The organism is Streptomyces poriticola (genome assembly GCF_036689765.1).
Taxonomy (GTDB): Bacteria; Actinomycetota; Actinomycetes; order Streptomycetales; family Streptomycetaceae; genus Streptomyces; species Streptomyces poriticola.
The window spans coordinates 228798-254636 of record NZ_JBAGKH010000005.1 but is presented as its reverse complement, the minus strand read 5'-3'; the positions used below and the strand labels follow the sequence as shown (position 1 = coordinate 254636).

23 protein-coding genes are annotated in these 25839 nt (G+C 74.3%); 12 read left to right on the top strand and 11 right to left on the bottom strand.

Going from position 1 to position 25839, the window contains the following annotated elements:
- Positions 1 to 168: 168 nt before the first annotated feature.
- Both V5O46_RS11180 and V5O46_RS11175 read right to left on the bottom strand, forming a co-directional pair.
- Complete coding sequence (locus V5O46_RS11180) at positions 169 to 1203, bottom strand: lactonase family protein (RefSeq protein ID WP_332884370.1); 1035 nt, start codon at positions 1201 to 1203, stop codon at positions 169 to 171.
- A gap of 97 nt (positions 1204 to 1300) precedes the next feature.
- Positions 1301 to 2791 carry an FUSC family protein gene (locus V5O46_RS11175; protein WP_332884369.1) on the bottom strand — a complete coding sequence of 497 codons (1491 nt, stop codon included), beginning with the start codon at positions 2789 to 2791 and terminating at the stop codon, positions 1301 to 1303.
- A 210-nt stretch (positions 2792 to 3001) separates the two neighbouring features.
- Here V5O46_RS11175 and V5O46_RS11170 point away from each other — a divergent pair, with 210 nt between their 5' ends.
- The gene (locus V5O46_RS11170) at positions 3002 to 3478 is read left to right on the top strand and encodes an Lrp/AsnC family transcriptional regulator (protein WP_332884368.1); all 477 of its coding nucleotides are present in this window, start codon (positions 3002 to 3004) and stop codon (positions 3476 to 3478) included.
- A 102-nt stretch (positions 3479 to 3580) separates the two neighbouring features.
- Positions 3581 to 4321 carry a DUF4142 domain-containing protein gene (locus V5O46_RS11165; protein WP_332884367.1) on the top strand — a complete coding sequence of 247 codons (741 nt, stop codon included), beginning with the start codon at positions 3581 to 3583 and terminating at the stop codon, positions 4319 to 4321.
- A gap of 70 nt (positions 4322 to 4391) precedes the next feature.
- Here the strand turns inward: V5O46_RS11165 and V5O46_RS11160 are convergent, their stop codons facing one another.
- Entirely contained in the window at positions 4392 to 5213 is an 822-nt protein-coding gene (locus V5O46_RS11160) for a LysR family substrate-binding domain-containing protein (RefSeq protein ID WP_332884366.1), read from the bottom strand.
- 211 nt (positions 5214 to 5424) lie between these two features.
- Here V5O46_RS11160 and V5O46_RS11155 point away from each other — a divergent pair, with 211 nt between their 5' ends.
- Both V5O46_RS11155 and V5O46_RS11150 read left to right on the top strand, forming a co-directional pair.
- Positions 5425 to 5814 (top strand): DUF5997 family protein, encoded by a 390-nt coding sequence (locus tag V5O46_RS11155; protein ID WP_332884365.1) that lies wholly within the window; start codon positions 5425 to 5427, stop codon positions 5812 to 5814.
- A gap of 80 nt (positions 5815 to 5894) precedes the next feature.
- Complete coding sequence (locus tag V5O46_RS11150) at positions 5895 to 6329, top strand: DUF2267 domain-containing protein (protein ID WP_332884364.1); 435 nt, start codon at positions 5895 to 5897, stop codon at positions 6327 to 6329.
- A gap of 182 nt (positions 6330 to 6511) precedes the next feature.
- On the opposite strand, the gene V5O46_RS11145 is transcribed toward V5O46_RS11150, so the two are convergent.
- The 5 genes from V5O46_RS11145 to V5O46_RS11125 all read right to left on the bottom strand — a co-directional run bounded on the left by V5O46_RS11145 (position 6512) and on the right by V5O46_RS11125 (position 11881).
- Complete coding sequence (locus V5O46_RS11145; protein ID WP_332884363.1) at positions 6512 to 6901, bottom strand: DUF2267 domain-containing protein; 390 nt, start codon at positions 6899 to 6901, stop codon at positions 6512 to 6514.
- A gap of 79 nt (positions 6902 to 6980) precedes the next feature.
- A complete protein-coding gene (locus V5O46_RS11140; protein WP_332884362.1) occupies positions 6981 to 8204 on the bottom strand; it encodes an XdhC/CoxI family protein in 1224 nt (407 codons plus the stop codon).
- Positions 8197 to 10344, bottom strand: coding sequence for a xanthine dehydrogenase family protein molybdopterin-binding subunit (locus tag V5O46_RS11135; RefSeq protein WP_332884361.1), 2148 nt, complete (start codon positions 10342 to 10344; stop codon positions 8197 to 8199). Before V5O46_RS11135 ends, V5O46_RS11140 begins: the two co-directional genes overlap by 8 nt.
- Complete coding sequence (locus V5O46_RS11130; RefSeq protein ID WP_332884360.1) at positions 10341 to 11333, bottom strand: FAD binding domain-containing protein; 993 nt, start codon at positions 11331 to 11333, stop codon at positions 10341 to 10343. Before V5O46_RS11130 ends, V5O46_RS11135 begins: the two co-directional genes overlap by 4 nt.
- Positions 11330 to 11881, bottom strand: coding sequence for a (2Fe-2S)-binding protein (locus V5O46_RS11125; protein WP_332884359.1), 552 nt, complete (start codon positions 11879 to 11881; stop codon positions 11330 to 11332). The genes V5O46_RS11130 and V5O46_RS11125 overlap by 4 nt, the downstream gene beginning before the upstream one ends.
- A gap of 279 nt (positions 11882 to 12160) precedes the next feature.
- Here V5O46_RS11125 and V5O46_RS11120 point away from each other — a divergent pair, with 279 nt between their 5' ends.
- The 4 genes from V5O46_RS11120 (at position 12161) to V5O46_RS11105 (ending at position 18597) form a co-directional block, all read left to right on the top strand.
- Positions 12161 to 12742, top strand: coding sequence for a TetR/AcrR family transcriptional regulator (locus V5O46_RS11120; RefSeq protein WP_332884358.1), 582 nt, complete (start codon positions 12161 to 12163; stop codon positions 12740 to 12742).
- Between the two features lie 290 nt (positions 12743 to 13032).
- Complete coding sequence (locus V5O46_RS11115; RefSeq protein ID WP_332884357.1) at positions 13033 to 14406, top strand: cytochrome P450; 1374 nt, start codon at positions 13033 to 13035, stop codon at positions 14404 to 14406.
- A gap of 8 nt (positions 14407 to 14414) precedes the next feature.
- Positions 14415 to 15434, top strand: coding sequence for a (-)-alpha-amorphene synthase (locus V5O46_RS11110; protein WP_332884356.1), 1020 nt, complete (start codon positions 14415 to 14417; stop codon positions 15432 to 15434).
- A gap of 253 nt (positions 15435 to 15687) precedes the next feature.
- Positions 15688 to 18597 (top strand): ATP-binding protein, encoded by a 2910-nt coding sequence (locus V5O46_RS11105; protein ID WP_332884355.1) that lies wholly within the window; start codon positions 15688 to 15690, stop codon positions 18595 to 18597.
- 27 nt (positions 18598 to 18624) lie between these two features.
- Here the strand turns inward: V5O46_RS11105 and V5O46_RS11100 are convergent, their stop codons facing one another.
- Both V5O46_RS11100 and V5O46_RS11095 read right to left on the bottom strand, forming a co-directional pair.
- Complete coding sequence (locus tag V5O46_RS11100) at positions 18625 to 19383, bottom strand: response regulator (protein ID WP_332884354.1); 759 nt, start codon at positions 19381 to 19383, stop codon at positions 18625 to 18627.
- A gap of 93 nt (positions 19384 to 19476) precedes the next feature.
- Positions 19477 to 19887, bottom strand: coding sequence for a hypothetical protein (locus V5O46_RS11095; RefSeq protein ID WP_408648959.1), 411 nt, complete (start codon positions 19885 to 19887; stop codon positions 19477 to 19479).
- A 262-nt stretch (positions 19888 to 20149) separates the two neighbouring features.
- On the opposite strand from V5O46_RS11095, the gene V5O46_RS11090 reads away from it, so the two are divergent.
- The 4 genes from V5O46_RS11090 (at position 20150) to V5O46_RS11075 (ending at position 23747) form a co-directional block, all read left to right on the top strand.
- Positions 20150 to 21133: a Bug family tripartite tricarboxylate transporter substrate binding protein gene (locus tag V5O46_RS11090; RefSeq protein ID WP_332884496.1), complete on the top strand. Its 984-nt coding sequence runs from the start codon at positions 20150 to 20152 to the stop codon at positions 21131 to 21133.
- The gene (locus V5O46_RS11085) at positions 21130 to 21666 is read left to right on the top strand and encodes a tripartite tricarboxylate transporter TctB family protein (protein WP_332884353.1); all 537 of its coding nucleotides are present in this window, start codon (positions 21130 to 21132) and stop codon (positions 21664 to 21666) included. The genes V5O46_RS11090 and V5O46_RS11085 overlap by 4 nt, the downstream gene beginning before the upstream one ends.
- Position 21667: 1 nt before the next feature.
- Positions 21668 to 23161, top strand: a complete 1494-nt coding sequence (locus V5O46_RS11080; protein ID WP_332884352.1) for a tripartite tricarboxylate transporter permease — start codon at positions 21668 to 21670, stop codon at positions 23159 to 23161.
- 163 nt (positions 23162 to 23324) lie between these two features.
- A complete protein-coding gene (locus tag V5O46_RS11075; protein WP_332884495.1) occupies positions 23325 to 23747 on the top strand; it encodes a DUF350 domain-containing protein in 423 nt (140 codons plus the stop codon).
- Between the two features lie 27 nt (positions 23748 to 23774).
- Here V5O46_RS11075 and V5O46_RS11070 read toward each other — a convergent pair whose 3' ends face one another.
- Positions 23775 to 25208: a WGR domain-containing protein gene (locus tag V5O46_RS11070; RefSeq protein ID WP_332884351.1), complete on the bottom strand. Its 1434-nt coding sequence runs from the start codon at positions 25206 to 25208 to the stop codon at positions 23775 to 23777.
- Positions 25209 to 25839: the final 631 nt, after the last annotated feature.

Sequence of the window (25839 nt, the reverse complement as noted above, 5' to 3'; positions counted from 1 at the left end):
GTGCGGCCGGCTGCCGTCCGCACAACGCCGTGCCGGGCGGCACAGGACGGACCGGCGCACGTCAGCGCACCAGGACGGTCGCCCGGACAGACCGCCGATGCACCCCGTGTCAGGGCCGCCGTACCCCAGGGGCGCGGCGGCACGCCGCGGGCGGGTACGGTCGGCGGCTCAGCCGAGGACCACGCAGGAGGCCGCCGGGACGTCGATGGCCCCGGCCGGCCGGGGCATTCCGGTCCGGTCGTCGACCGCGAACCAGGTCACGTCCCCGGAGCGCTCGTTCGCCGCGTACAGCACGCCGTGCGACTCCGCGAGCGCCCTGGGCCAGTGGCCGCCGCAGGGCACGGTCCCGGTCAGCCGCAGCCCCTCTCCCTCCACGGCGAGCACCGAGAGCACGTCCTCGCCGCGGGTCGCGGTCCACACGAACCGCCCGTCGGGCGAGGCGACGATGCCGGAGGGATACGCGTCCCCGGCCGGGGCGCCCGGCAGCACCGCCGTCTCGGTGAGCGGACGCAGCGAGCCGGCGGTCGCGTCCCAGCGGCAGACGGTGACCGTCGGCGCGAGCTCGTTGACGACGTACGCGAGCGAGCCGCTCGGGTGGAAGGCCAGGTGACGGGGGCCGGAGCCGGGGCGCAGCGCGATCTCCCGGTGCACTGACAGGGCGGCGTCGGTGAGGGTACAGACCCGCACCGAGTCGGTGCCCAGGTCCACGCAGAGCGCCCACCGCCCGCTCGGGTCGGGCTGCACCTGGTGGGCGTGCGGGCTCTGCTGCCGTGCCGGATGCGGGCCGGAGCCGGTGTGCCGCAGGGCGCCGGACGGCGCCTCGGCGAGCGTGCCGTCCGGGCGGACCGGCAGGGCGGTGACGCTGCCGGATCCGTAGTTGGCGGTCAGCAGGTGCCCGGCGAACAGACTCAGGTGCGTGGGCCCCTTGCCGCCGACGGACACCCGCGGGCCGGCCTGCTCGGGCGTCTCGCCGTGGACACGGTACGCGGCCGCCGCCCCGTCGTCGGTCTCGCTGACGGCGTAGAGGGTGCCGCCGTCGGGCGCCAGGGCCAGATAGGAGGGGTCGGGGACGCCGTCCAGGCTGCCCAGTACGGTCAGCGCGCCGCTGTCCGGGGCGACCGCGGCCCACACGATGCCGGGGCCGCCGGCCGCCGTGAACGACCCGATGAACGCCCGCCGCTGCCGCCCGCCGCCCGCTGCCACCGCTGTCCCCTCTCGTCCTGGTCCGTCCGGGGTGACGCTAGCAGTTGATCATGTAAGGTCTAGACCAGACTGCCCGAGGGGCGGGCGTCGTGTCGGCTCAGGCGCCGACCAGGGGCGACCGCGAGGGGGCGCGCAGGGGCGCGGCGAGTTCGGCCAGGGCGCGCTCCACGCCGTGCAGATGGGCCAGGGCGGGCTCGCCCGCCTGCGGCCGTTCGTCGTGCGCGGGGAGGTCCCGGCCGTCCGTGAGCGCCTCGACCGCGGCCTCGACCCGCCAGCAGGCCGCGGCCAGCCGGGCGTCGTGCGAGGCCTCGGGGTCGGCGGCCACGGCGACCAGTCCACGGATCTCCCGGGCGCAGTCGTCGAGCAGCGCGAGCACCCGGCGGGCCCGCCGCTTGCGGCCGAGCATCGGGTTCAGCGGGTGCACCAGCGGTGCGACCGCGAGCCGCACCCGGCCGAGCAGCTGCTCCAGTTCGGCCACCCGGGGTGCCGGGTCCGCGCCCTCGGCGCCCGCGAGACGGGCGGCGGCCTCCGCCGTGCACGCGTGGACGCAGCGCAGCGCCCGCTGGATCCAGCCGTCGTTGACGGCGTGCGTGGTGACCGGCAGGAGCAGCAGTACCGCGAGCGCGGCACCGAGCGCGCCCACACCGGTCTCGGCCAGCCGCAGGGCGAGCAGACCGGGGCTGAGCACGCCCAGGAGCCCGTAGAGCAGCGAGGCGAGCAGGGTGACGCAGAGCATCATCCAGGAGTACGACACGGCGGCCGTGTAGAAGATGCCGAAGACACAGACCGCCGCGAGGACCGCGGTGGGCACGGCCGAGCCGGCCACCGGGACGGCGACGACCAGGCCGAGCCCGATACCGACCACCGTTCCGAGGACCCTGCGGAAGCCGCGCACCAGGGTCTCGCCACGCGAAGTGGTGTTGACGAAGATCCACCAGGTGGCGCCGACCGCCCAGTACCAGCGCTGTCCGGACACCAGCTGGCCCACGACGAGGGCGAAGCCCGCGCCGGCCGTGGCCTGGATCGCCTGGCGGGTGGTGATACGGGCCAGGCCGGTGCCGGCCGGCGGGGCGGGGGCTGCGGCCGGCGGGATCCGGCGCTCGTAGCACCACACGCCGAAGCGCACCGCCGCGGCGGTGGCCACGGAGAGCAGCACGGCCACGTACAGCTCGGGGAGCTGGCCGGTGGTGGCGTGCAGGAACTGCGCCACGAAGAAGGTCATGAACGCGAACACACCGAGGCTGTGCCCGCGCGGACCCCAGCGGCGGGCGTACACGCCCGCGCCGACGATGGCGAGGAAGGTCAGGTCGCGGGCGACCGGCTGGTCGTGCAGGGCGGCCGCGGCGGCGAGCACGGGCAGGCCGACGGCCGGCAGCAGCGCGGTGGTGACCGCCTGGCCGCGCACGGTGGCGTCGGTGACGGTGAACAGGGCGAGCAGCGCGGCGAGCCCGCCGGTGACGGCACCGGCGAGCGAGTGTCCGGCCAGGCCGCAGACGACCACGGCCAGCCCGATGCCGAGCACGGCCCGGGTGGCGAAGCGCAGCCGCGCCCGCCCCGGGTCCGGAGCCACGAACACCCTCTTCAGCACTGCGTACCGCCCCCTCGGACTTCGGAGATCACGTCGGCATGAAAAAGGCGCCGCGGGATCCGCAGCGCCATCGACGCCTCTATATCAGCATCTCTGCCGCCACTGGCTCAAGAGCCGCTTCCAGCGATAGGCCATTGGTACAGTGGACAGGCGCGTGGACGGTCCACGGGCGGGCCATCGGCCCAACGGTGGACAGGAGGCAGGGACCACATGGCCGTGGACGAACTGGACACCCGTATCCTTCGGCTGCTGCTGGAGCAGCCGCGCACCAGCGTGCGCGAGTACGCCCGCATTCTCGGGGTGGCCCGAGGCACGGTGCAGGCGCGTCTCGACCGGCTGGAGCGGGACGGTGTGATCACCGGGACGGCCCCCAGCCTCTCCCCCGCCGCGCTCGGCCACCCGGTGCTGGCCTTCGTCCACATCGAGGTCACCCAGGGGCATCTGGACGACGTGGGGGACGCGCTTGCCGGGGTGCCCGAGATCGTCGAGGCCTTCTCCATCACCGGCGGCGGAGATCTGGTGACCCGGGTGGTCGCGCGGGACAACGCCCATCTGGAGGACGTGATCCAGAAGCTGATCAGCCTGCCCGGTGTGGTCCGCACCCGTACCGAGGTGGCGCTGCGCGAGCGCGTCGCGCCGCGGCTGCTGCCGCTGGTGGAGTCGATCGGGCGGGCCGCCGCCGAGTGACGGTCCGTGGGCGTGGGGAGGTTTTACCCGCGACGGTGATCGGATCGCCCCGCTGATCCGTATCTCCTGGTGTCCGAGCCTGTCTTCGTCCCAGGAGGCCCGATGCGCATCACGCGCACCACGGCAGGAGCCGGCTTCGTCGGCGGTGCCCTGGTCCTCACCCTCAGCGCGCTCGCCTACCCCGCGGTACTCGGGGTGCAGAACACCGCGGGCGGCAAGGACCGCGTGGTCGCCAACACGCGGTTCGGACCGCTCACCGAGGCCGACCGCGACTTCGTGGTCAAGGTCCGGGCGGCCGGACTGTGGGAGTACCCGCTGGGGCTGATGGCGATCGAACGGGGCACGACGCCGGAGATGAAGGAGGCCGGCGAGCATCTGGTCGTGGGGCACGCGCGGCTCGACGCCACCTGCCGCAAGATCGCGCCCGACTTGGGCATCACGCTGCCCAACCAGGCCTCTCCGCAGCAGCAGCAGTTCGTGTCGACCGTGGACGGGACCACGGGAAGGCAGTTCGACACCACCGCGGTCAACATCATGCGGATCACGCACGGCCAGATCTTCCCGGCCATCGCCAACATCCGGGCCAACACCAAGAACTCGCTGGTACGTCAGCTGGCCGACCAGGCCAACGACACCGTGCTCGATCACATCACGGTGCTGGAGAAGACCGGCCTGGTCAACTTCGACCAGGTCAACTTCCAGCAGACCGCCCCGCCGGACCTGCCCGACGTGCAGCTCACCCCGCCGCCGCCGCGGCCCGGTGAGCCGGTGACCGCCCTGACCGAACCGCCGGGGCTGGAGGTGAACACCACCTCGCCGACACCCACCCCGTCGGCCGGCTGACGGCGCCCTGGCGGGGCGGGCTCGCGCAGCCGCCCGGAACGACCTTCGGCGGGGCGGCCTTCCGCAGGCGTCAGGAACCCCGGCGCGGCCGGCCCCGCCGGCCGCCGCCCCTGGTGCCGCCGGGCCCGGAGCCGCGCCGGGCACCCCCGGCGGACGTCCTGCCCCCGGCCCGCCCGCCCGACCTGCCCGGCCTTCCGGCGGGCTGCTGTCCGGACTGCGTGCGCGCGGCGGGCGTACGGCGTGTCCCGCCGGGCTCGGCGTCCTGCTGCTGGGCGGCCGGTCTGCGCCCCCGGGTGCTGTTGACGGTCCGGCCGCGGACGATGCCGATGAACTCCTCGACCAGGTCGGTGTGTGCGTCCTGCGGCCAGGACAGTGCCACGCCGGACTGCGGTGCGTCGGCGACGGGCCGGTGGGCGAGGTCCTTGCGGTGGTGCAGCCGGGCCAGGGAGAGCGGGACGACGAGGACGCCGATGCCGGCCGCCACCAGTTCCACGGCGTCCGCGGTGGTCGCGGGACGCTCGAGGGCAGGGCGGCCCGGCAGCCGCTCCCAGCCGAGAACGTCGTCGAGTGGGTGCAGCACGATGTCGTCGGCCAGGTCCTCCAGGGACACCTCGTCGGCCGCCGTGACCAGATGGTCCTTGGGGACCACCACCACGGTCGTCTCGGTGTAGAGAGGGATGGCGCTGAGGAGCGTCCGGTCGACCGGCAGCCGCACCAGGCCCGCGTCGGCCTCGCGGCCGAGCAGCACCTCGCCCGCCCGGGCGGCGGTGATCAGGGCCAGCGACAGCGGGACGTCCGGCAGCCGCTCGCGCCAGATGCGCACCCATTTGTCGGGCATCACCCCCGGGACGTAGGCGAGCCGGAACGCGGGGGATTCTTCCGAGCCTGTCACCCGGCCAGGTTACCGGGCGTGGTCGGGGCCGCGAGACCGGCTTGCTCGGGCGGGAGACCAGCTTGCTCGGGCCGGGTGACCAGCTTGCTCGGGCCTGGAGACCAGCTTGCTCGGGCCGGGAGACCAGCTTGCTGGGGCCGGGAGACCGGCGTGGTCGGGCGGGAGACCGGCGTGGTCGGGGGCCGCGCACATGCTCGATACCCTGGACGCCATGACGTCGCACCAGAGCACCCAGACCATGAAGCCCGCGACCGCGGCGAAGAAGCTGGGTGTGTACCTCGAGGCCACCCCCGCCGAGTTCCGGGAGGGCGTCGTCTCGCGCGCCGAACTGAACGCGCTCCAGGCCGACCCTCCCGCCTGGCTGCGGGACCTGCGCCGGGACGGTCCGCACCCCCGCCCGGTGGTCGCCGCCAGACTGGGCGTCTCCATCGCCGGGCTGCGGCGCGGCGGCGTGACCGAGGCGCTCACCACCGAGCAGATCGAGGCCCTGAAGCAGGATCGGCCCGAGTGGCTGGAGCGCGAGCGCGCCGTCCAGGCCGACGTCCGCAAGGAGACGGCCCGGGTGAAGAAGCTGCACGCCGAGCGGGCGGAGCGGGCCTGACCCTCCTCCCGGTGTCACCGGAGCCCGGTGGGAAACCCGGCGCCGTAGGGCGGCCGACGGGCCGGAGGGAGTGAGGACGGATGAAGTACGGCGATCTGGTCCACACGGTCCGGGAGCAGAGCCAGGGGATCGGCCGGGACGAGGCCGAGCGCGCGGTGTCGGCGGTGCTCGGCACCCTGGTGGAGCGGCTTCCCGCGGGGCTGGCCCGGCATCTGGTCGCCCAGCTGCCGCACGAGCTGGCCTGGCTGACGGGCAGCGCTGCGGTCGCGCGCTCAGGGCCCGACGGGTCGGAGCGGCCGGTGTCCGGCGAGCGGTTCGGGCTCACCGCGTTCGCCGGACGGGTGGCCTGGCGGGCCGGGATCGGTGAGGAGGAGGCGCTGCAGCGCTCGGCCGTGGTGCTGAACGTGCTGGACGCCTTCGTCTCCCCCGAGGAGATGAGCAAGGTGGCGGGGGCGCTGCCCGCCGACATCCGGGAGCTGCTGCCGGTCACGCGCGCGCTGGAGACGGAGGTCTGACGCGCCGGCCCGGACCCCGGACCCCACCTGCGGCGCGGGCCCGCCGCCTCCGGCTCGGTCGCCGCCCCGGGGAACTGCCTCGCACCCCGCTCCGCCTCCGGGACCTCTGCGTGGTCCGCGGGCCGCCCACCACGTGCGGCCGGCACCTGCGGTCGGCACCTGCGGTCAGCCCGCCGCAGCGGTCAGCCCTCCGCCTCCGGCCTGCCGAACAGGTCCGCCCAGCCCGGCGGCAGCTGGGCCAGCAGATGGCTCAGCCGCCCCGACGGCACCGAGTCGGAGACGGTGGACAGCACCGCGCAGGCGTCCCACTCCGCGGTCCGCGGCCTCGCCCCGGTCTGCTGGGCCACCCGGCGCAGGAACTCCTCCCGGCCGAACGACTCGGGGGTCCCGCGCTCCAGACGCAGCACGTCGTCCAGGGGGGCGGGCAGCTCCGAGGCGAGGTCCGATGCCTCGTCGGGGACGATCCGGGACGCCAGCACCCACAGGACCGCCTCGCTGACCTGCTCGGCCTCCTCCTGGCTGTGGTACTCCCCGCGGTCGCGGACCCGGGTCAGGAAATCGTCGAGCCTCACGACGCGCCTCCTTCTGCCGGTCCCCGCCCGGGTGCCCGCGGCAGGCGCGCCGTAACCGCCGGACCCGCGCAGGGGCCGGTCAGGCGGCCGTCCCCGCGGCACCGGCAGCCCCCGCGGCCGGGGACCGGACGAGGCGCTCCCTGGCCGGGGCGCCGTGCTCCGGCTCGCGCCCGTCGTCCGCGCCTTCCTCGGCATCCCGGTGGATCGGCACGTCCGTGCCGGTCAGCGGTAAGCCCGTACCGCCGCGCCGGGCGGCGACGATCTCCGCCGCGATGGACAGGGCGGTCTCCTCGGGGGTCCGGGCGCCCAGGTCCAGGCCGATCGGAGAACGCAGCCGGGCCAGCTCCCGCTCGCCGAGGCCCGCGGCGCGCAGCCGGCCCTCGCGGTCGGCGTGGGTGCGGCGCGAGCCCATCGCCCCGACGTACGCCACCGGCAGCCGCAGCGCCTCCGTCAGCAGCGGTATGTCGAACTTGGCGTCGTGGGTGAGGACGCACAGCACCGTCCGGGCGTCGGTGGCGGTGCGCTGCAGATAGCGGTGCGGCCAGTCGACGACGACCTCGTCGGCGTCGGGGAAGCGGGCCCGGGTGGCGAAGACCGGCCGGGCGTCGCACACGGTGACGTGGTAGCCGAGGAAGCGGGCGGTGCGCACCAGTGCCGCGGCGAAGTCGATCGCACCGAAGACGATCATGCGGGGCGGCGGCGCGCTCGTCTCGACCAGCAGGGTGAGGCCGCCTGGACAGTGCGAGCCGTCCTCGGCGATGTCCACGACGCCGGTACGGCCGGTGTCCAGCAGGGCGCGGGCCTCGGCCGCCGCCGTACGGTCCAGGGCGGCGGAGCCGCCTAGCCCGCCCTGGGAGGTGCCGTCCGGGCGCACCAGCAGCGCATGCCCGAGAAGCTCCACGGGGCCTCGCACGACCCGGGCGAGGGCGGCGGGCTCGCGCCCGGCGGCGGCCCGCGCCGCCGCCCCGAGCACGGCCCGGCCTGCCTCGTCGGCACGCACCGGCGCCACCAGCACATCGATGACCCCGCCGCAGGTCAGCCCGACCGCGAAGGCGTCGTCGTCGCTGTACCCGTACCGCTGCCGGACGGCCGTCCCGTCGGCGAGGACCCGGGTGCACAGCTCGTGGACCGCGCCTTCCACGCAGCCTCCGGAGACGGAGCCGATCGCCGTGCCGTCCGCGTCGACCGCCAGGGCGGCGCCCGGGCCGCGGGGTGCGCTGCCGTCGACGGAGACGACGGTGGCGACCGCGAACTCCCGGCCCTGCTCCAGCCATTCGTGCAGTTCGCCCGCGATGTCAAGCATCCGGGCCCCCTGCGGCGAGGACGCGGTCGGGCCGGATCGGCAGCCGGCGGTGGCGGCGGCCGGTGGCGTGCCAGACGGCGTTGGCGATGGCCGCGGCGGCACCGACGATGCCGATCTCGCCGATGCCCTTGATGCCGACCGGGTCGTCCGGGTAGGGGTCGTCCACCCAGTCCGCCTCGATGTGCGGCACGTCTGCGTGCGCGGCGATGTGGTAGCCGGCGAGATCGGCGCCGTAGTGGCCGCCGGTGATCCGGTCGCGCACCGTCTCCTCGTGCAGGGCCATGGACAGGCCCCAGGTCATGCCGCCGATGAACTGCCCGCGCGCGGTGAGCGGGTTGACGATGCGGCCGGCCGCGAAGATGCCGAGCATGCGGCGCACCCGCACCTCGCCGGTGCCAGGGTCGACGGCGACCTCGGCGAACTGCGCGCCGAAGGAGTACCGTTCGCGCGCTTCGAGGGCGGCGATGGCCTCGGTGGTGTCGGAGCGCACGGTGATGCCCTCCGGCGGCAGGGCGCCCGCGCCCAGGGCGAGGCGCTCGCGCAGTTCCCCGGCGGCGGCCGTGACCGCCCATGCCCAGGAGCGGGTTCCGGTGGAGCCGCCGGCGATCATCGCCGGTCCGAAGGCGCTGTCGCCGATCCGGACCCGGACCCGGTCGGGGGCCACCCGGAGGGCGTCGGCGGCGACCAGGGTGAGGGCGGTACGGGCGCCGGTGCCGATGTCGGCGGCGGCGATCCGCACGGTGAAGGTGCCGTCGGGCTCCGCCGTCACCGCCGCCGTGGAGGGGCCTGCGCCGGACGGGAACGACGCGGCGGCGGTGCCGGTGCCGAGCAGCCAGCGGCCCTCCCTGCGGACGCCGGGGCGCGGGTCACGGCGGTCCCAGCCGAACCGGCGGGCGCCCTCGCGGAAGCACGCGTCCAGGTTGCGCCCGCTGAACGGCAGCCCGGACACCGGCCCGTGGTCGGGCTCGTTGCGCAGCCGCAGTTCGACGGGATCGAGGCCGAGCTTCTCGGCGAGTTCGTCGAGCGCCGACTCCAGTGCGAAGGAGCCCGGCGCCTCGCCCGGCGCGCGCATCCAGGTCGGGGAGGGCACGTCGAGGCGGACCACCTCGTGGGCGGTGCGGTGGGCGTGGGCGTCGTACATCACCCGGGAGGGCAGCGTGGCGGGCTCCACGAACTCGTAGACGGCGGAGGTCCGGTTCACCGAGTGGTGGTCCAGTGCGCGCAGCCGTCCGTCGGTGTCGGCACCGAGCCTGATCCGCTGGACGGTGGGGCTGCGGTGCCCGGTGAGGGAGAACATCTGCCGGCGGGTCAGGACGACGCGCACCGGGCGGTCCAGGACGCTCGCGGCCATCGCGGCGGCGACCTGGTGGGCGCGGATGCCCTTGCTGCCGAAGCCGCCGCCGACGTGCTCGGAGCGCACCCGCACCGCCGAGGGGTCGAGCGAGAAGAGGTTCGCCAGCTCGCCCTGGATCCAGGTGGCACCCTGGTTGGAGTCGACGACGTCGAGCCGGCCGTCCTCCCAGCGGGCGGTCGCCGCGTGCGGCTCCATCATGGCGTGCTGCTCTTCGGGAGTGGTGTACTCCGCGTCCAGGACGACGGCGCAGGCGGCGAGTTCGGCGGTGAGGTCGCCCTTCTCGGTGACGGCCGGCATCTGGCCCTCGGCCGGGTACGCCGCGGGGCGGTCGGCGGTGAAGTCGACGTCGTGCGGTTCCTCGTCGTACGTCACGGCGAGGGTCTCGGCGGCTTCCCGGGCCTGTTCCGGTGTCTCGGCCACGACGAGTGCGACGGGCCAGGCCGCGTGCGGCACCCGGTCGTCCTGGAGGACGGCGGCGGTCGGGTCGGGGGCGCCCAGCATGCCGACGTAGTCGGTGTTCAGGCGCGGGGCGTTGCCGTGGTGCAGGACGGCGAGCACGCCGGGCAGCGCCAGGACGGGCTCGCTGTCGATGGCGCGGATGCGGCCCCGGGTCACGCTGGACGTGACCAGCCAGCCGTGCACGAGACCGGGGAACGGCAGCTCCGCGGCGTAGCGGGCGGCTCCGGTGACCTTGTCGCGGCCCTCCACGCGGGTGTGCGCGGTGCCGACGGCGCCCTGGGCGGTGGTGACGCCGGCGGTGGCGGTGGCGGTGGTGGAGGTGGTCATCGGGCGGCCTCCACGGCGAGTTCGGTGAGCACGGCCACGACGAGGTTGCGCAGGAGGGTCACCTTGTACGCGTTGCCGGGCAGGGGCGTGGCCGCGGCGAGCTCGGTGTCCGCGGCGGCGGCGAAGGCGGTGGCGTCGGCCGGGGCGCCGGTCAGGGCCCGTTCGGCGGCGCGGGCCCGCCACGGGTGGGAGGCGACCGCGCCGAGGGCCAGCCGGACCTCGCGCACGGTGCCGTCCCGTACGTCGAGCGCGGCGGCGACCGAGCCGATGGCGAAGGCGTACGAGGCGCGCTCGCGCACCTTGCGGTAGCGGGAGCGGGCGGCGGCCGGGGCGGGCGGAAGGGTGACCCCGGTGATCAGCGCACCGGGCGGCAGCGCGGTCTCACGGTGCGGGGTGTCGCCGACGGGGAGGTAGAGGTCCCCGAGCGGCAATGCTCCCGGCCCGTCGGCCGTTTCGTAGGTGACGACCGCGTCCAGGGCGGTGAGCGCCACGCCCATGTCGGAGGGGTGCACCGCCACGCAGTGCTCGGAGGCCCCGAGGATCGCGTGGTTGTGGTGCTCGCCCTCGATCGCGGGGCAACCGCTGCCGGGATCTCGCTTGTTGCAGGGTCGGGTCGGATCGGTGAAGTAGCCGCAGCGGGTGCGCTGGAGCAGATTGCCGCCGACGGTGGCCATGTTGCGCAGCTGTCCGGAGGCGCCGGCCAGCACGGCCTGGGCCAGCACCGGGTAGCGGCGGCGGACGGCGGGGTGGGCGGCGAGGTCGCTGTTGGTGGCGGTGGCTCCGATGCGCAGGCCGCCCTCGGGCGTGGGTTCGATGCCGTCGAGGGGCAGTTCGCGGACGTCGACGAGCCGGGCGGGCCGTTCGACGCCGGTCTTCATCAGGTCGACGAGATTGGTGCCGCCACCGAGGAACCGGGCGGCCGGGTCGGCGTCGAGGAGGGCGACGGCACCGGGGACGTCGGTGGCGCGCTGGTATCCGAACTCCCTCATACGGCGGCCTCCTCGGACTCGGCGGCGCGTGCCACCGCCTGGACGATGGACACGTATGCGCCGCAACGGCACAGGTTGCCGCTCATCCGCTCGCGGATCTCCTCCGCGGTCAGCGGCGGCGGCCCGGCCTCGGGGCGCACGTCGTCGGTGGCGGCGCTGGGCCAGCCCGCCGCGTGCTCGCGCAGGACGGCGACGGCCGAGCAGATCTGGCCGGGCGTGCAGTAGCCGCACTGGTAGCCGTCGGCGTCGAGGAAGGCCTGCTGCACCGGGTGCAGCCGCTCCTGGTCGGCCAGGCCCTCGATGGTGGTGATCTCGCGGCCGTCGGCGGCCACCGCCAGTTGCAGGCAGGCGACGGCGCGGCGGCCGTCGAGCAGGACGGTGCAGGCACCGCACTGCCCCTGGTCACAGCCCTTCTTGGTGCCGGTCAGATCGAGCCGCTCGCGCAGCGCGTCGAGCAGGGTGGTGCGGTGGTCGACGGACAGCGGGTACTTCTCGCCGTTGACGTGCAGGGTGATGTCACTGGACGGCGACAGCGGGGCTGGGGCCATGATCAGCCTTCTTCTGTGTCTGGTGAAAGGTAAGGCGCTGTGCAGGAGATGGCGCCGGCTGTGTGTGGGGTGGCGCTGTACGTGGCAGGGGCCGGCGGCGCCGGAAGGGCGCGGCGCGGGAAACGGAGTGCGTGGCCGTGGCAGTCCGTCCGGTCGCAGCGCCGGGGTCCGACGCTAAGGTGGAGGCAACCGGACGACTGTCCGTTCATGAGAAAACGTAACGGACAGCTGTCCGGTTAGCAAGGCCGGAATTCGGCCGCGGACCCGCCGGGAGGACGAGTGGGGCAGCCGAGGAGGGACACACCGCTGCGCTCCGACGCGCAGCGCAACCGCGAGCGGATCCTCGCCGTGGCCCTGGCCGAACTGACCCGGTGCCCGGACGTCCCGCTGAGCACGATCGCCCGGAAGGCGGGGGTCGGACAGGGCACCTTCTACCGCAACTTCCCCAGCCGCGAGGCCCTCGTCCTGGAGATCTACCGCCACGAGATGCAGCAGGTCGCCGACCGCGCGGCCGGACTGCTCGCCGACCGGGAACCCGACCGGGCGCTGCGGGAGTGGATGGACCACCTGGCCCGGTTCGCCATGACCAAGGCGGGCCTCGCGGACGCCATCCGCCAGGCGACGAGCACACCCGGCGGCCCGGGCAGGCCCGCCAACACCCCGGTGCTGGAGGCGACCGAGCTGCTGCTGCGCAGCAACGAGGAGGCCGGCACCATCCGTGCGGGTGTGACCCCGGAGGACTTTCTCCTCGCCATCGCCGGCCTGTGGCAGATCGAACCCCGCGGCGACTGGCAGACACGCGCGGGCCGGCTGCTGGACCTCGTCATGGACGGCCTGCGGGCGGGCGCGCCCGGTCGCTGAGGGCGCGCGGGAGAGCCGGATCCGGGAGCCCGGGACTTCTCGGTCACGCGTGCGATATCTGCACGCCTGCGAATGCACCCGTGCGCCCCCGCGTACTGGGGATGGCAAGCGGCCACGGGGAGTTGGACCGGGCAGAACAAAGACTTGAGCAACAGACCGGTGTGCATCACCGGTTGTGTCCGCGTGTCGGCCGAAGCAGGTGGTGATCCATGAGCGAGGCCCAGCCCGAACCCGTCTGGACGTCAGGCACTGCACCCGGCATATTCCCGTTTGCCGGTCACGCTATCGCATTGTTCCGTCGCCCGCTGGATTTTCTCGAATCCCTGCCCGTCCACGGCGATCTGGTGGAGATACGCCTGGGACCACGGCGTGCCTGGGTGGCCTGTGATCCGCGGCTGGTCCACCGGATCCTCATGGACCCGCGGACCTTCGACAAGGGCGGCCCGCTGTACGACCGGCTGCGCACCCTGATGGGCGACGGCCTGGTGACCTGCCGTCAGGACGACCACCGGCGGCAGCGCAGGATGCTCCAGCCCGCCTTCCGCCCGTCCCGCGCCGCCGACTGCACCCGGGTGGTCACCGAGGAGACCGAGGCCGTGTGCCGGGGCTGGCGCGCCGGGCAGCGCGTCGACGTCACGGCGGAGATGCTGGCCCTGACCACGGGGGTGACCAGCCGGCTGCTCTTCTCCGACTCCCTGGACGCCGGGCGGGCCGCCGCCGTACGCGCGTGCCTGGCCGTCGTCGTCCGCGGTCTCTTCGTCCGTACGGTCGTCCCGGTCGACGCCCTGTACCGTCTGCCCACGCCGGGCAACCGGCGCTACCGGCACGCGGTGCTCCGGCTGCACACCCTCATCGACGCGATCATCGCCGAGCGGCGGCGCGGTCCGTCCCGTGACGGCCAGGACGACCTGCTGGGGACGCTGCTGGAGGCCGCGGCCGGCGACGGGGCGGACGCGCCCACCGAGCGCGAGGTCCGCGACCAGCTCGTCACCCTCCTGCTCACCGGCGTGGAGAGCACCGCGATGTGTCTGGCGTCGGCGTTCGGCCTGCTCGCGGACCATCCGGAGGCGGAGCGCCTGCTGCACGACGAGGTGGACGGCGTGCTGGCCGGCCGGCCCGCACCGGGCCCCGGGGAGCTGGAGCGGCTCGTCCACACGCGCTGCGTCGTCACCGAGACCCTGCGACTGCGCCCCCCGGGCTGGCTGTTCACCCGGATCACCACCCGGGAGACGGAACTGGCCGGGCGGATCCTGCCCCGCGGCGCGACCGTCCTGTACAGCCCCTATCTCCTGCACCACCGGGCGGCCTCGTTCCCGGAGCCCGAGCAGTTCCGGCCCGAGCGGTGGCTGCCGGACCGGGACACGCCGGTGCCGGGCGGGGCGATGGTGCCGTTCGCGGCCGGCAGCCGCAAGTGCATCGGCGACGCACTCGCCATGGCCCAGGCCACCGCGGCGGTCGCGGCCGTCGCCCGCGACTGGCGGCTGCGCCCGGTGTCCGGACCCGCCGGCCGGCCGCGTCCCGCCGCGACGCTGGGTCCCCGCTCGCTGGTCCTGCTCGCCGAGCCCCGGGCACGGGCGCGGGCCCGCCGAACGGCCACCGCGCAGTCCCCCGCGCCCCGAGCGGCGCCCCACCACCCCCGTACCGGATTCCCGATGGGCAGGTGACACGGCAGGTGACGAAGACGTCCGCGGCGTACGAGGCCGTCCCGGTGTTCCCGGTCGGCACCCCGCAGCCGGCCGGCAGTCTCCAGGAGCTGATCGAGGCGACCCTCTACATGCCGTTCCCGTTCCGCACCAACCCCCATGAAGACCGGGCCGCGGCGGGCGTCGACGCCTGGCTGGCCCGCTGGGGGATCACCGATGACCCCGCCGTCGCCGACATGATCGTCCGCACCCGCCCGGCGGCGCTGGCGGCCTACAACAGCCCGGCGACGGACGCCGAGCTGCTCCAGCTCGTGGCCGACCAGATCGCCTATCAGTTCGCCTTCGACGACCGGGCGGAGGAGCTGGGGCGGCACAGCCCGGAGCTGCTGCTGCCGTTGGTCTGCGAGAGCACCGACATCCTGCGCGACGACCGGCCCCCCGGCACCCCGCTGGGGGCCGCGCTGGCCGACCTCCACCGGCGGGTCCAGCAGCGGTGCACCCCGGCGCAGGCTGCGCGCTGGGCCTGGAACAGCAGGGAGTACGTGCACGGACTGCTGTACGAGGCGGTGGCGCAGAGCCGGCCGGTCCCCGTGCGGGTCGGTATGTGCACCTCGATCCGGGCACTGATCGCCGGGGTCGAACCGTTCTACCCGCTGTGCGAGGCGGCACAGGCCGGGGAGCTGGACCCGGAGGAGCTGTACCACCCCGTCATGCGGCGGCTGGCGCGGCTCTCGGCGGACGCGGCGGTGTGGATACCCGACCTCTTCTCCGCGGTGAAGGAGCACCGCACCGGCGGCATGATCAACCTCGCCCTCGCCTACCAGCACGCGCACCACTGCTCCCTTCCGCACGCGGTCACCCTGGCGGTCGGGCGGATCAACACCACCATCGCGGAGTTCGAGAGCCTGTACCGGAGCATCGCGCCGGAGCTGAGCGCGTCCGGCGTCGGCTACGTGGACGGCATGGCCGGCTGGATCCGCGGCTGCTACTACTGGTCGCGCACCGTGCCGCGGTACGCGGAGACGGCGGCGGTGCCCGCACCGGTGTGACGCCCGGGGCCGGACGCCGGGGCTCTCCCACGGCGTCCGGTCTCCGCGGCCCGCGCGCCGCAGCGCACTCGACGGCGTCACCGCGCGACGCCGATCCGACCGACATTACCCGGGCGAACTGAGTCCCAAGCACTCTGTACGGCTTATTCACCCGTCCTCGTCGTTGTCGTCTCAGAATCCGGGCCTTGGCCCGGTCCGGCGCGTACGCTCGGCGCTGTTCCCCGAGGGCCGACTACAGGAAGCAGTACGGCACATGGCGGATGGGCTGCGGCAAGCTGGCACCGGACGTCGGCCGTTGCTCGAGCGCCGCCATGAACTGGCGCTGCTCGACTCCGCGTTGACACACCTGTGCGACACGAACGAGGGGGCGCCCCGCGCCAGGCGGGGCGGCATGCTGGTCTTCACCGGGCCCGCCGGGCTGGGCAAGACGACGCTGCTGGCCCAGGCGCGCGCCCTGGCCGCCGAACGCGGCTGCACGGTGCTGTCGGGCAAGGGCGGTGAGAACGAGCAGGAGCTGGCCTTCCGGGTGGTGCGACAGCTGCTGCAGCCCACCCTGGCGGCGCTGGAGGAGTCCGAGCGCCGCGCCTTCCTCGGCAGCTGGTACGACATCGTCGCCACCGCGCTCGGCCTGGAGGCGTCGGCCACCACGCGGACGCCGGACCCGACCGGGGTACGGGACGGCCTGGACTGGGTGATGACCCAGCTGAGCGTGCGGCGGGCCCCCGTGGTGCTGGTCCTGGACGACCTGCACTGGGCCGACGTGGAGTCCCTGGGCTGGCTCGGCTCCTTCGCCCCGCGGGCCGAGGACCTGCCGCTGCTGATCGTCGCCGCGTACCGCCCCGACGAACTGCCGCCGGCCGCACACGGCTTCCGCGCGCTCGTGGAGCGTCAGGACGACCGTCCGCATGCGCTGGCTCCGCTCACCGCGGACGCGGTGGCGCGGATCGTCAGGACCGAGGTGGGCGGTGCTGCCGAGGACGCGTTCTGCGCCGAGTGCTGGACGGTCACGTGCGGCAGCCCGTTCGAGACGGTGGAACTCGCCATCCGGCTCGGCGAGGACGGGGTCCGGGGCACCGAGGATGATCTGCCGCGGATGCGCAGCCTGGCCTCGGCGGTGAAGGGACCGGGGCTGCTGGACCGGCTGCAGCGGCTGGGGGCGTCCACGGTCCGCTTCGCCTGGGCCGCAGCGGTGCTGGGCACCTCCGTCTCGCCCGACCTGGCCGCCGCCCTCGCGGTGGTCGGGAGTGCGGAGGCCACCGAGGCGGCGGAGCGGCTGCGGGCCGCGCGGATCCTGACGGCGCCGCCCGGGCCCGGGGGCGGCCTGGAGTTCGTCCATCCGCTGATCGCCACCGCCGTCTACCGGAACATTCCGGCCGGGCTGCGCGTCGGACTGCACAACGCGGCGGCGGAGGCCGTGCTGGCAGCCGGGCTGGGCCCGACCGCCGCCGCGCGGCATCTGCTGGAGGTGCCCTGCGAGGGCCGGCCGGCGGCAGTGGCCTGCCTACGGGACGCCGCCCGCGAATACCTGCGGGCCGGGGCACCGGAGGCCGCCCGCCGGGTGCTCTCCCGTGCCCTGCAGGAGCCGCCGCTCCCGCAGGACCGGGCCGCGCTGCTGCACGAACTGGCGGGTGCCACCTTCCTGATCGACCCCGCGGCCACGGCCAGCCACCTCCGGCAGGCCCTGGCGGAGCCGGACGTCGACCCGGACCTGCGTGCCTCCATCGTCTACCGCCTGTCCCAGGCACTGGCGCACACCGACCGGATGGCGGAGGCCGCGGAGGTGGCGGGCCAGGAGGCGCGGCGGAGCACCAATCCGCGCATCCGGCTGCGTATGCGGGCCGACCACTTCGTGTGGAGCGCGTTCCGCACCGACGAGCCCGACTCACCGGCCCGCTCCCGGAGGCTGGCGCGGCTGGCCGCGGGGCTGCGCGGCCGGGGCCTGGAGGAGCGCTACATCCTCGGTCTGCGGGCCTGGGACGCCCTGGTGCGGGGCGAACCGCGGCGGACCGCGCTGGACTGCGCCGAGAACGCCCTGCGCGGCGGACTGAGCTGGACCGACGAGAACCGCGGCTTCGAGGTGCCGGTGTCGGTCGCCCTGGTGTTCATGTACGCCGACCAGCCGGGGCGGGCCGAGGAGCTGTTCACCCGGGGCATCGCCGAGTGCGAGGAGAAGGGCTGGCGCGGCTCGCACCTGGCCCTGGGCCACGCACTGTTCGGCTATATCCGCTACCGGCGGGGCAATCTGACCGAGGCCGAGGTGCTGGCCCGGGAGGGGCTGCGGATCGCCGAGCGGGTGGAGGGCGCGGTGCCCGCCCAGTGGTTCGCCGTCGGCATCCTCGTGCAGACGCTGCTGGCCCGCGGCCGGACCGCCGCCGCACGACGGATCGCCGACTCCCACCGCTACTGCGAGGTGGTCCCGAACGCCGTCATCTATCCCGATCCGCGTACCGTCCACGCCGAACTGCTGCTGGCCGAAGGGCGGCACCGGGCCGCCGAGCGGCTGCTGACCGAGGTGGGCGACCGGCTGGACGAGCGCGCCTGGCGCAACCCGGCGTGGTGTCCGTGGCAGCTCCATCTGGCGTCGGCCGTGGCGGACACCGACCCCGCCCGCGCGGTCCGGCTGGCCCGGGAGGCGGTCAAGCGGGCCCGGGACTTCGGTGCCGCGTCCGTGATCGGGCAGGCCCTGCACGCGGAGGCCGAGGCGGCCGGCGGGCCGGAAGGTCTCGAACGCTACGCGGAGGCGGTCGAGGAGCTGGAGCGATCGCCGGCATCCTACGAACTGGCCCGTGCACTGGTCGGTCACGGGGCGGCGCTGGCCCGCGGCGGGCGGGTCCCGGAGGCCGCGGACCGGCTCTACCAGGGGCTGGAACGGGCGGTGCACTGCGGCGCCGAGCGGCTCGCGGCCCGCGCCCGCGCGGAGCTGTCCGCGGCCGGACTGCGTCCGCTGCCGCTGCGGTACGCACAGACGGACACGCTGACGGCGCGCGAGCGCAAGGCCGCGGAGATGACCGCGCAGGGGGATCCGGTGGCGGTGATCGCCAAGGAGCTCCGGCTCACCGAGCAGGGCGTCCGGCAGCTGCTGTCCTCGGTCTACCGCACCCTGGGCACCGACTCGGGTGGCCTGGTCCGGGCGCTGGACGCGATTCCGCGGCCCCGGCGCTGACCGCCCCGATGCCCGCCGGGCCGGGGGCTACCCCTGTGCGCGGGCCGCGCCGTCGGCCGGGGTGCGGTGGCGGTAGCGGCGTTCGGGGCGGCCGGCGACGCCGTAGCGCAGGGAGACCTCGGCGCTGCCGGCGGTGTGGAAGTACTCCAGGTAGCGGCGGGCGCTGACCCGGGAGACGCCGGTCAACGCGGCACACTCGGTGGCGGACAGCGTGCCCTCGGCGTCCCGCAGGGTGCGTGCGATCAGCTCGGCGGTCTCCACGCTCATGCCCTTGGGCAGTGCCGGGGCCGCGTTCGGCACCGCCGTTCCCGCCAGCACCCGGTCCACATCGGCCTGGCTGCGCACGACGGTGTCCCGCAGCCGGCCGCGGCGGTCGGCGTACCGCTCCAGGCGGGCGCGCAGGTCCTCGGACTCGAACGGTTTGAGCAGGTAGTCGACGACTCCGTGGCGCAGGGCGTCGCGGACGGCGTCGGCCTCCCGGGCCGCGCTGATGACCATCACGTCGCAGTCGTGGCCCGCGGTGCGCAGCCGGGGAATGACGTCCAGACCGAACCCGTCCGGCAGATACAGGTCGAGCAGGACCAGGTCGGGGCGGAGTTCGTCGACGGCGGCGACGGCCTGCTCTCCGGTGCCGGCGACGCCGACGACGCGGAAGGGTGCGACGCGTTCGACGTAGGCGCGGTGGATCCGGGCCACCATGAAGTCGTCGTCCACGACCAGCGCGTCGATCGTCGCCGTGGTGGCAGATGTCCGCCGTGTATCTCTGGCTCCGCGCGTGCCGCTCATCGTGTCGCTCCTTCCGCCACCGCGTCGGCGAGGTGGCTGACGGTCATGCCTGCCGTGGACATCGCCCCGTCGGGCGGGTCGGTCACCGAGATCTCACGGCCGTGACACTCGCAGACCAGCCGGGTCGGCGCCAGACCGATACCGCGCCCCGAGCCCTCCCGGGGCGGTCTCGGTGCCAGGTCGGCCCCGCCGCCCATGACCGTCCGGCCCCCGGCGTCCGGCGACCATCACCACGGTGGCCCCGGACTGCGTCCCTGCGGCGCTCACCAGCGCGGCGAGCGCCGGGCCGGGAACGCGCCGCTGCAGCCGGCTGCGCATCAGCGGGGTGACGGCCGGCTGTTCGGCGAGGGCGGTGACGCGGCGGCCCTCGACGCGGTGGAAGGTGGCCTTCGCCCGGGCGAGGGAGACCGCGGCGACCGCGAGCAGCACCACCAGGACGCCGGCGGCGAGCCGGAGGACCCGCGCCTCCCCGGCGATGGTCTGGCGACGGAGGGCGGGAACCACGGCGGACCCGATCCGTACGGCCGGCGAGTGGCGGGCGGCGGAGCAGCCCGTGTACCGGGTCGCCATGATGGCGCCGGCCTGCCGTGAAGGAAGAGGTGCCGTAGCACACCGGGGCGGTGGTGACCGCAAAGAACACAATCTCCGTTGGTTCCGCAAGGAAGACACGCCGCCGGGGCGCAGGCACCATGTGGCCCGATTCACGCCCCCTCTCCCCCACAGGGCTTCCGTTTCCGATCGACCGCGACGACAGGTGGTGGCATTCGTGCGCCTGCGCACCCCCCTCGCCCTGCTAGGGGCCGCCCTGCTCGTGCTGGTCGGGCCGCCGCTGCTGAAGACCGGCGGCGGCTCCGACTCCGGCACGCACATCCCGGGACTGCGCTTCATGGTTCCCAACACCCCCGGCGGGGGTTACGACATCACGGCCCGTACGGCCGCGAAGAACGCCGAGGACGCCGGGCTGGCCCGCAGCATCGAGGTGTTCAACCTCCCCGGCGCCGGTGGCACCGTCGGTCTGACCCGGCTGGTGAGCGAGCACGGCAACGGCAGGCTCGCGATGACGATGGGGCTCGGGGTGGTGGGCGCGGTCCGCTCCAACCACGCCCCCAAGACGCTCGCCGACACCACCCCGATCGCCCGGCTCACCGAGGAGCAGGACGTCGTGGTGGTCGCCGAGGACTCCCCGTACCGGACCATCGACGAGCTGATCGACGCCTGGCGGCAGGACCCGGGCAAGCTGCCGGTGGGCGGCGGTTCCTCGCCCGGCGGACCCGACCATCTGGCACCGATGCTGATGGCGCAGGCCGCGGGGATCGAACCCCGGCAGGTCAACTACATCCCGTTCGACGGCGGGGGCGAGCTGCTCGCCTCGATCCTGGGCAACAAGGTCGCCTTCGGGGTCTCCGGAGTGGGCGAGTACCTCGACCAGATCAGGGCCGGTGAGCTGCGGCTGCTGGCGGTCACCGGACCGGAGCGGGTGGCGGGACTCGACGCGCCCACGCTCCTGGAGGCCGGGTACGACGTGAACTTCACCAACTGGCGCGGGGTCGTCGCACCGCCCGGCCTGTCCGAGGAGGAACGCGAGCGGCTGACCCTTCTGATCGAGAAGCTGCACGACTCTCCCGAGTGGCGGACGTCGATGGAGCAGAACGGCTGGGACGACGCCTTCCTCAGCGGTGACGAGTTCGGCGCGTTCCTCGAGGAGCAGGACCAGCGCGTGGTGTCGGTACTGAAGGAGCTGGGACTGTGACCACACGAACGGGTCTCCCCGCCACCGAGGCGCCCGGGCGACGCTCCTGGCTCGGCCGGCATTCCGAACTCGGCGTGTGCGTACTCCTGCTGGCGCTCGGGGTACTGGTGCTGGCCGATGCGCTGACCATGGACGTGGACATCACCCAGCGCGGGCCGGTCGGTCCGCGGACGGTGCCGGTGGTCGTCGGCGCGGGCCTGCTGGTCGTCGCCGCGCTGCTGGCCGTGGACGTACTGCGCGGCGGCCGGGGCGAGGCGGAGGGCGGCGAGGACGTCGACCTGTCCGAGCCCGCCGACTGGCGCACGGTGCTGCTGCTGGCCGGGGTGTTTCTCGGCGCGGCGGTGCTGATCGAGCCGCTCGGCTTCCCCGTGGCCGGGGGGCTGCTGTTCTGGGGAGCGGCGTTCGCACTGGGGAGCCGCCGCGTCGACCGCGACCCGCTGATCGCCGCGGTGCTGTCGCTGGTCACCTACGCCGTCTTCGACCACCTGCTCGGAGTGCCGCTGCCCGGCGGTCCGCTGATGGGAGTGCTGTGACATGGATGCCCTGGACTCCCTGCTGAACGGGTTCGGCACCGCACTGACGCCCGTCAACCTGCTCTGGGCCGCGATCGGGGTGCTGCTGGGCACCGCGATCGGGGTGCTGCCCGGCATCGGGCCCGCGATGGCCGTGGCACTGCTGCTGCCGGTGACCTACGGGCTGGACCCGATCGCCGCGTTCATCATGTTCGCCGGCATCTACTACGGTGCGATGTTCGGTGGTTCGACGACGTCCATCCTGCTCAACACACCGGGTGAGAGCGCCGCCGTGGTCGCGGCCATGGAGGGCAACCCGATGGCCAAGGCGGGACGGGGCGCGCAGGCGCTGGCCGCCGCGGCCATCGGTCACTTCGCGGGCGGCATGGTGGGCACGATCCTGCTGGTGGCGCTCGCCCCGACGGTCGCCGAGCTGGCGGTGGACATCGGCGCGCCGGACTATCTCGCCATCATGGTGCTGGCGTTCATCGCGGTGACGTCGGTGCTGGGCTCCTCGCGGGTGAGAGGGCTGGCCTCGTTGCTGATCGGCCTCACCATCGGTCTGGTGGGCCTGGACCAGATGACCGGGCAGCAGCGGCTGACCTTCGGTTCGCTGCAACTCGCCGACGGTGTCGACGTGGTGATCGTGGCGGTCGGACTGTTCGCGATCGGCGAGGCGCTGTGGGTGGCGGCCCATCTGCGGCGCCGGCCCGGCGAGCCGATCCCGGTGGGCCGCCCGTGGCTGGGCCGCGGCGATGTGCGGCGGACCTGGAAGTCCTGGCTGCGCGGCCCGTTCATCGGCTTCCCGTTCGGGGCGATCCCGGCGGGCGGCGCGGAGATCCCGACCTTTCTGTCGTATGTCACCGAGAAGCGGCTGTCGAAGCACAAGGACCAGTGGGGCAAAGGTGCCATCGAGGGCGTGGCCGGGCCGGAGTCCGCGGCGTCGGCCTCGGCGGCGGGCACTCTGGTGTCCATGCTGACCCTGGGGCTGCCGACCACGGCGGTCGCGGCGGTGATGCTGGCCGCGTTCCAGCAGTACGGCATCCAGCCCGGTCCACTGCTCTTCGAACGCGAACCCGAGCTGGTGTGGGGTCTGATCGCCTCCCTCTTCGTCGGGATGGTGCTGCTGCTGGCGCTCAACCTGCCGCTGGCACCGCTCTGGGCCCGGCTGCTGCGCATCCCCCGCCCTTATCTGTATGCGGGAATCCTGTTCTTCGCGGCGGTCGGTGCGTACGCGGTCGGCGGCGAGGTCGTCGATCTGGTGACGCTGCTGATCATCGGTCTGGTCGGGTTCGGTATGCGGCGCTACGGGCTGCCGGTGCTGCCCGCGGTGATCGGGGTGATCCTCGGCCCGGCCGCCGAACAGCAGCTGCGTCGCGCGCTGCAGATCAGCGACGGCAGTGTCGGCGGACTTGTCGACACACCGTTCTCGGTGACGGTGTACGCGGTGATCGTGGTGCTGCTGGCCTGGCCGCTGCTGAAGCGGCTGCTGCTCCGGCGGGGCGGCACGGCCTGATCCGGGTCGCGGGGCCAGGGGGGCGGGCGCTCCCGCGGGCGACTCCGCCCCCTTCGCCGGTTGCCGGACGCCGCCGCCCAGTTGGCCGAATGCGTGCGCTACATTTTGCAGCGCCTTGACCACGATCACCACGATCTCCCCCACCACTCGGAGCCGGCACCCCATGAGCGACATCGTCAACGGACTCGGCAGGACCACCGCGTACGGTGGGCTCGGCCTGGTCCTGCTGATCCTGGGCATATTCCTGGTCGACGTGCTGCTGCCCGGCAAGCTGGGCCGGCAGATCTGGGAGGAGCGCAACCGCAACGCCACCGTCGTGCTGAGCTCCGCGCTGCTGGGGATCGGCGGCATCGTGTTCACCTCCATCTGGACGACCTACGACAACTTCGGCAAGGGCCTGCTGTCCACGGCGATCTTCGGGCTGCTGGGACTGGTGATGATGGCCGTGGCGTTCCTGGTGCTGGACCTGATCACACCGGGCCGGCTGGGTGCGACGCTGGTGGAAGAGGAGCCGCACCCCGCGGTGTGGGTGACGGCGTCCTGCAACCTGGCGGTGTCCGCCGTCATGTGTGCGTCGATCGCCTGATCCGGCGCGCCGGGCCGGGCACAGGGGTCACTGGAGCCGTCGGATGTCGCCGCGGACGCGGTAGAAACCGCCCGACGCGGGGTGCAGGGCGTCGACCACGTACCGTGCGCCCGGCTCCCGTATCGCCCGTGGGAACTGCACGTTCCACGACGGGTCGTAGCCGTCGGTGACCACATGGACCCGGGTGCGGCCGCCTTCCTGCACACACTCGACGACCACCGATCCGGCGGGAGCCGCGGTGACGGTGGCCACTGATCCGGCGGCCGTGGCCGGTGCATAGGTCGGCAGGGATGCGGCGAACTTGATGTCGCGGGCGACCGGGACGGAACCCTGCTGGGCGGCGGTGACCGCGGCCTCACTGGCGTCCACGCACACCAGAGAGCCGTCCGTGGTGACCAGATAGAGGCGCTCGTCGCGGTACTGCATGGACAGCGCGGATCCGCCGCCCGTCCCCAGCTTCCACAGGCGGGTGCCGTCCCGGTCGAAGCAGTACACCGAGGAGGCGGCGTCCCCGGCGAAGACGTACCGGCCGCCGGGCGAGGTGGCGCACGAGTACACCGCGCTGTCGCACTGGTACGTCGCCTCCAGGACGCCGGTCGCCTTCGACAGCCGCTGGACCACCTGGCGCGCCGTGCCCGCGTACACCGCGTCGTCCTCCTGCCAGCCGAAGAGCACACTGCCGTGGGTGGGGGTGTGCCACAACTCGGTGCCGCCGTCCGGGGCGTGGGCCGTCACTCCGCGCGAGTGACCGTGGTAGACGGCGCGGTCGTCGGCGCGCACCATCCAGGCGTGCTCGCCGCGTCCGCCGCGCGCCCACTGGTGCTCGTCCTCGTGGTCGATGACGGTGAGCCGCCCGGCCCGGTCCGCGACTTGCAGCACGCCCTCGTGGATGTCGAGCCAGAAGATGTCGACGTCGGCGTCGATGTCGTAGGCGGCGAACGGCAGTTTGGACGACAGGTCGTAGACCCGGCCGTCGTCGCAGCCGGCGTAGATCCAGAAGTCGTCGGCGACCAGGCACTTGACGCCGTCCGGGAGCTGGAAGCGGGCGAGGACCTCGCCGCCGTGGGCCAGGGTGTAGACGTCGCCCGCCTGGTTGCCCACCCAGCAGCGCTCGTCGTCGATGTGGATGCCGAAGGCCGAGGAACCGGTGCGGAACCGCCACAGCACGGGGGCGACCGCGCGGGCCGTGGAGGGCGCCGAGGTCACCTGCCTGCGGGTGACGGCGCGGGGCGGGCGCTGCCCCGGGACGGCCGGGGCGTACCCCTTGCGCACCTTCTCGCCGATCTTCTTGGCGGCGGCGGCCTGGGCCTTCCCCGCCGTGGGGAAGGTAGACGTCTGGATCTGTCCGGCGGCCCCGATCCGCCCGTAGCGCACGGACACGACCTGTCCCTGGACCGTCACTTCGTAGAACTTGTGCGCACCTCCACCGTCCTGCGACAGCTCCAGATACGTCGTCGACATGGCAGACCTCTCCCCCAGGCCGGACCTGCGGCGTTTCCGCGGGTTCCACTGCCTTGAACAGTAGGGCGAGCCACTGACAACAGCCCGGGTACCGAGCGGCGCTCGCGGCGGAGCGGCCGGCCCCGACCCGCAGCCCGTATCGCGGCCTGGGGCGCCTGGTACACGCTGCGGCCCGCCGAGAGGCCGCAGCCCCGGGCGCCGCCCGTCAGGCCGCTCGCCGTCGGCTGCCCCGCCGGCGGCCTCGGTGCGCGGGCGGGGCGGTCGACGCCGGCCCCGGGCTGCTACGAGTCCCCGGCCGCGCCTGGGAATCCGCTGCGAGACCAGCCTGCCCGCGGCGCGGGCGGTTCTGCGGGAGAACACCTGGCAGGCCGCCCGGATGCCGGTGGCCGGGGAGGACGGTGTGGTCGCTCCCGGCCAGATCTGCATCCCCGTCCGGTCGGGCGGGGGCGGGACGAGTCGCTCGTGCTCCTGCCGGCGCCCTGGCCGTGCAGGGCATGGAGTGGCAGGAGGCGGCCGCCCTGGCCCAGGCGTGGCCGGAGGGCCGAGGAAGCCTGCCGACTCGGGCCGGTCGGGCTTCGCCGCGCATCCCGTGCGGTCCAGCGGACTGCAGCGTCCCGCGGCGCGCGGACGT

Coding starts and splice junctions, on each gene's coding strand:
- V5O46_RS11170 (WP_332884368.1), top strand. CDS start 3,002: ATGGCCGTGGACGAACTGGACACCCGTATCCTTCGGCTGCTGCTGGAG.
- V5O46_RS11165 (WP_332884367.1), top strand. CDS start 3,581: ATGCGCATCACGCGCACCACGGCAGGAGCCGGCTTCGTCGGCGGTGCC.
- V5O46_RS11155 (WP_332884365.1), top strand. CDS start 5,425: ATGACGTCGCACCAGAGCACCCAGACCATGAAGCCCGCGACCGCGGCG.
- V5O46_RS11150 (WP_332884364.1), top strand. CDS start 5,895: ATGAAGTACGGCGATCTGGTCCACACGGTCCGGGAGCAGAGCCAGGGG.
- V5O46_RS11140 (WP_332884362.1), bottom strand. CDS start 8,204: ATGCTTGACATCGCGGGCGAACTGCACGAATGGCTGGAGCAGGGCCGG.
- V5O46_RS11135 (WP_332884361.1), bottom strand. CDS start 10,344: ATGACCACCTCCACCACCGCCACCGCCACCGCCGGCGTCACCACCGCC.
- V5O46_RS11130 (WP_332884360.1), bottom strand. CDS start 11,333: ATGAGGGAGTTCGGATACCAGCGCGCCACCGACGTCCCCGGTGCCGTC.
- V5O46_RS11125 (WP_332884359.1), bottom strand. CDS start 11,881: ATGGCCCCAGCCCCGCTGTCGCCGTCCAGTGACATCACCCTGCACGTC.
- V5O46_RS11105 (WP_332884355.1), top strand. CDS start 15,688: ATGGCGGATGGGCTGCGGCAAGCTGGCACCGGACGTCGGCCGTTGCTC.
- V5O46_RS11100 (WP_332884354.1), bottom strand. CDS start 19,383: ATGAGCGGCACGCGCGGAGCCAGAGATACACGGCGGACATCTGCCACC.
- V5O46_RS11080 (WP_332884352.1), top strand. CDS start 21,668: ATGGATGCCCTGGACTCCCTGCTGAACGGGTTCGGCACCGCACTGACG.
- V5O46_RS11075 (WP_332884495.1), top strand. CDS start 23,325: ATGAGCGACATCGTCAACGGACTCGGCAGGACCACCGCGTACGGTGGG.
- V5O46_RS11070 (WP_332884351.1), bottom strand. CDS start 25,208: ATGTCGACGACGTATCTGGAGCTGTCGCAGGACGGTGGAGGTGCGCAC.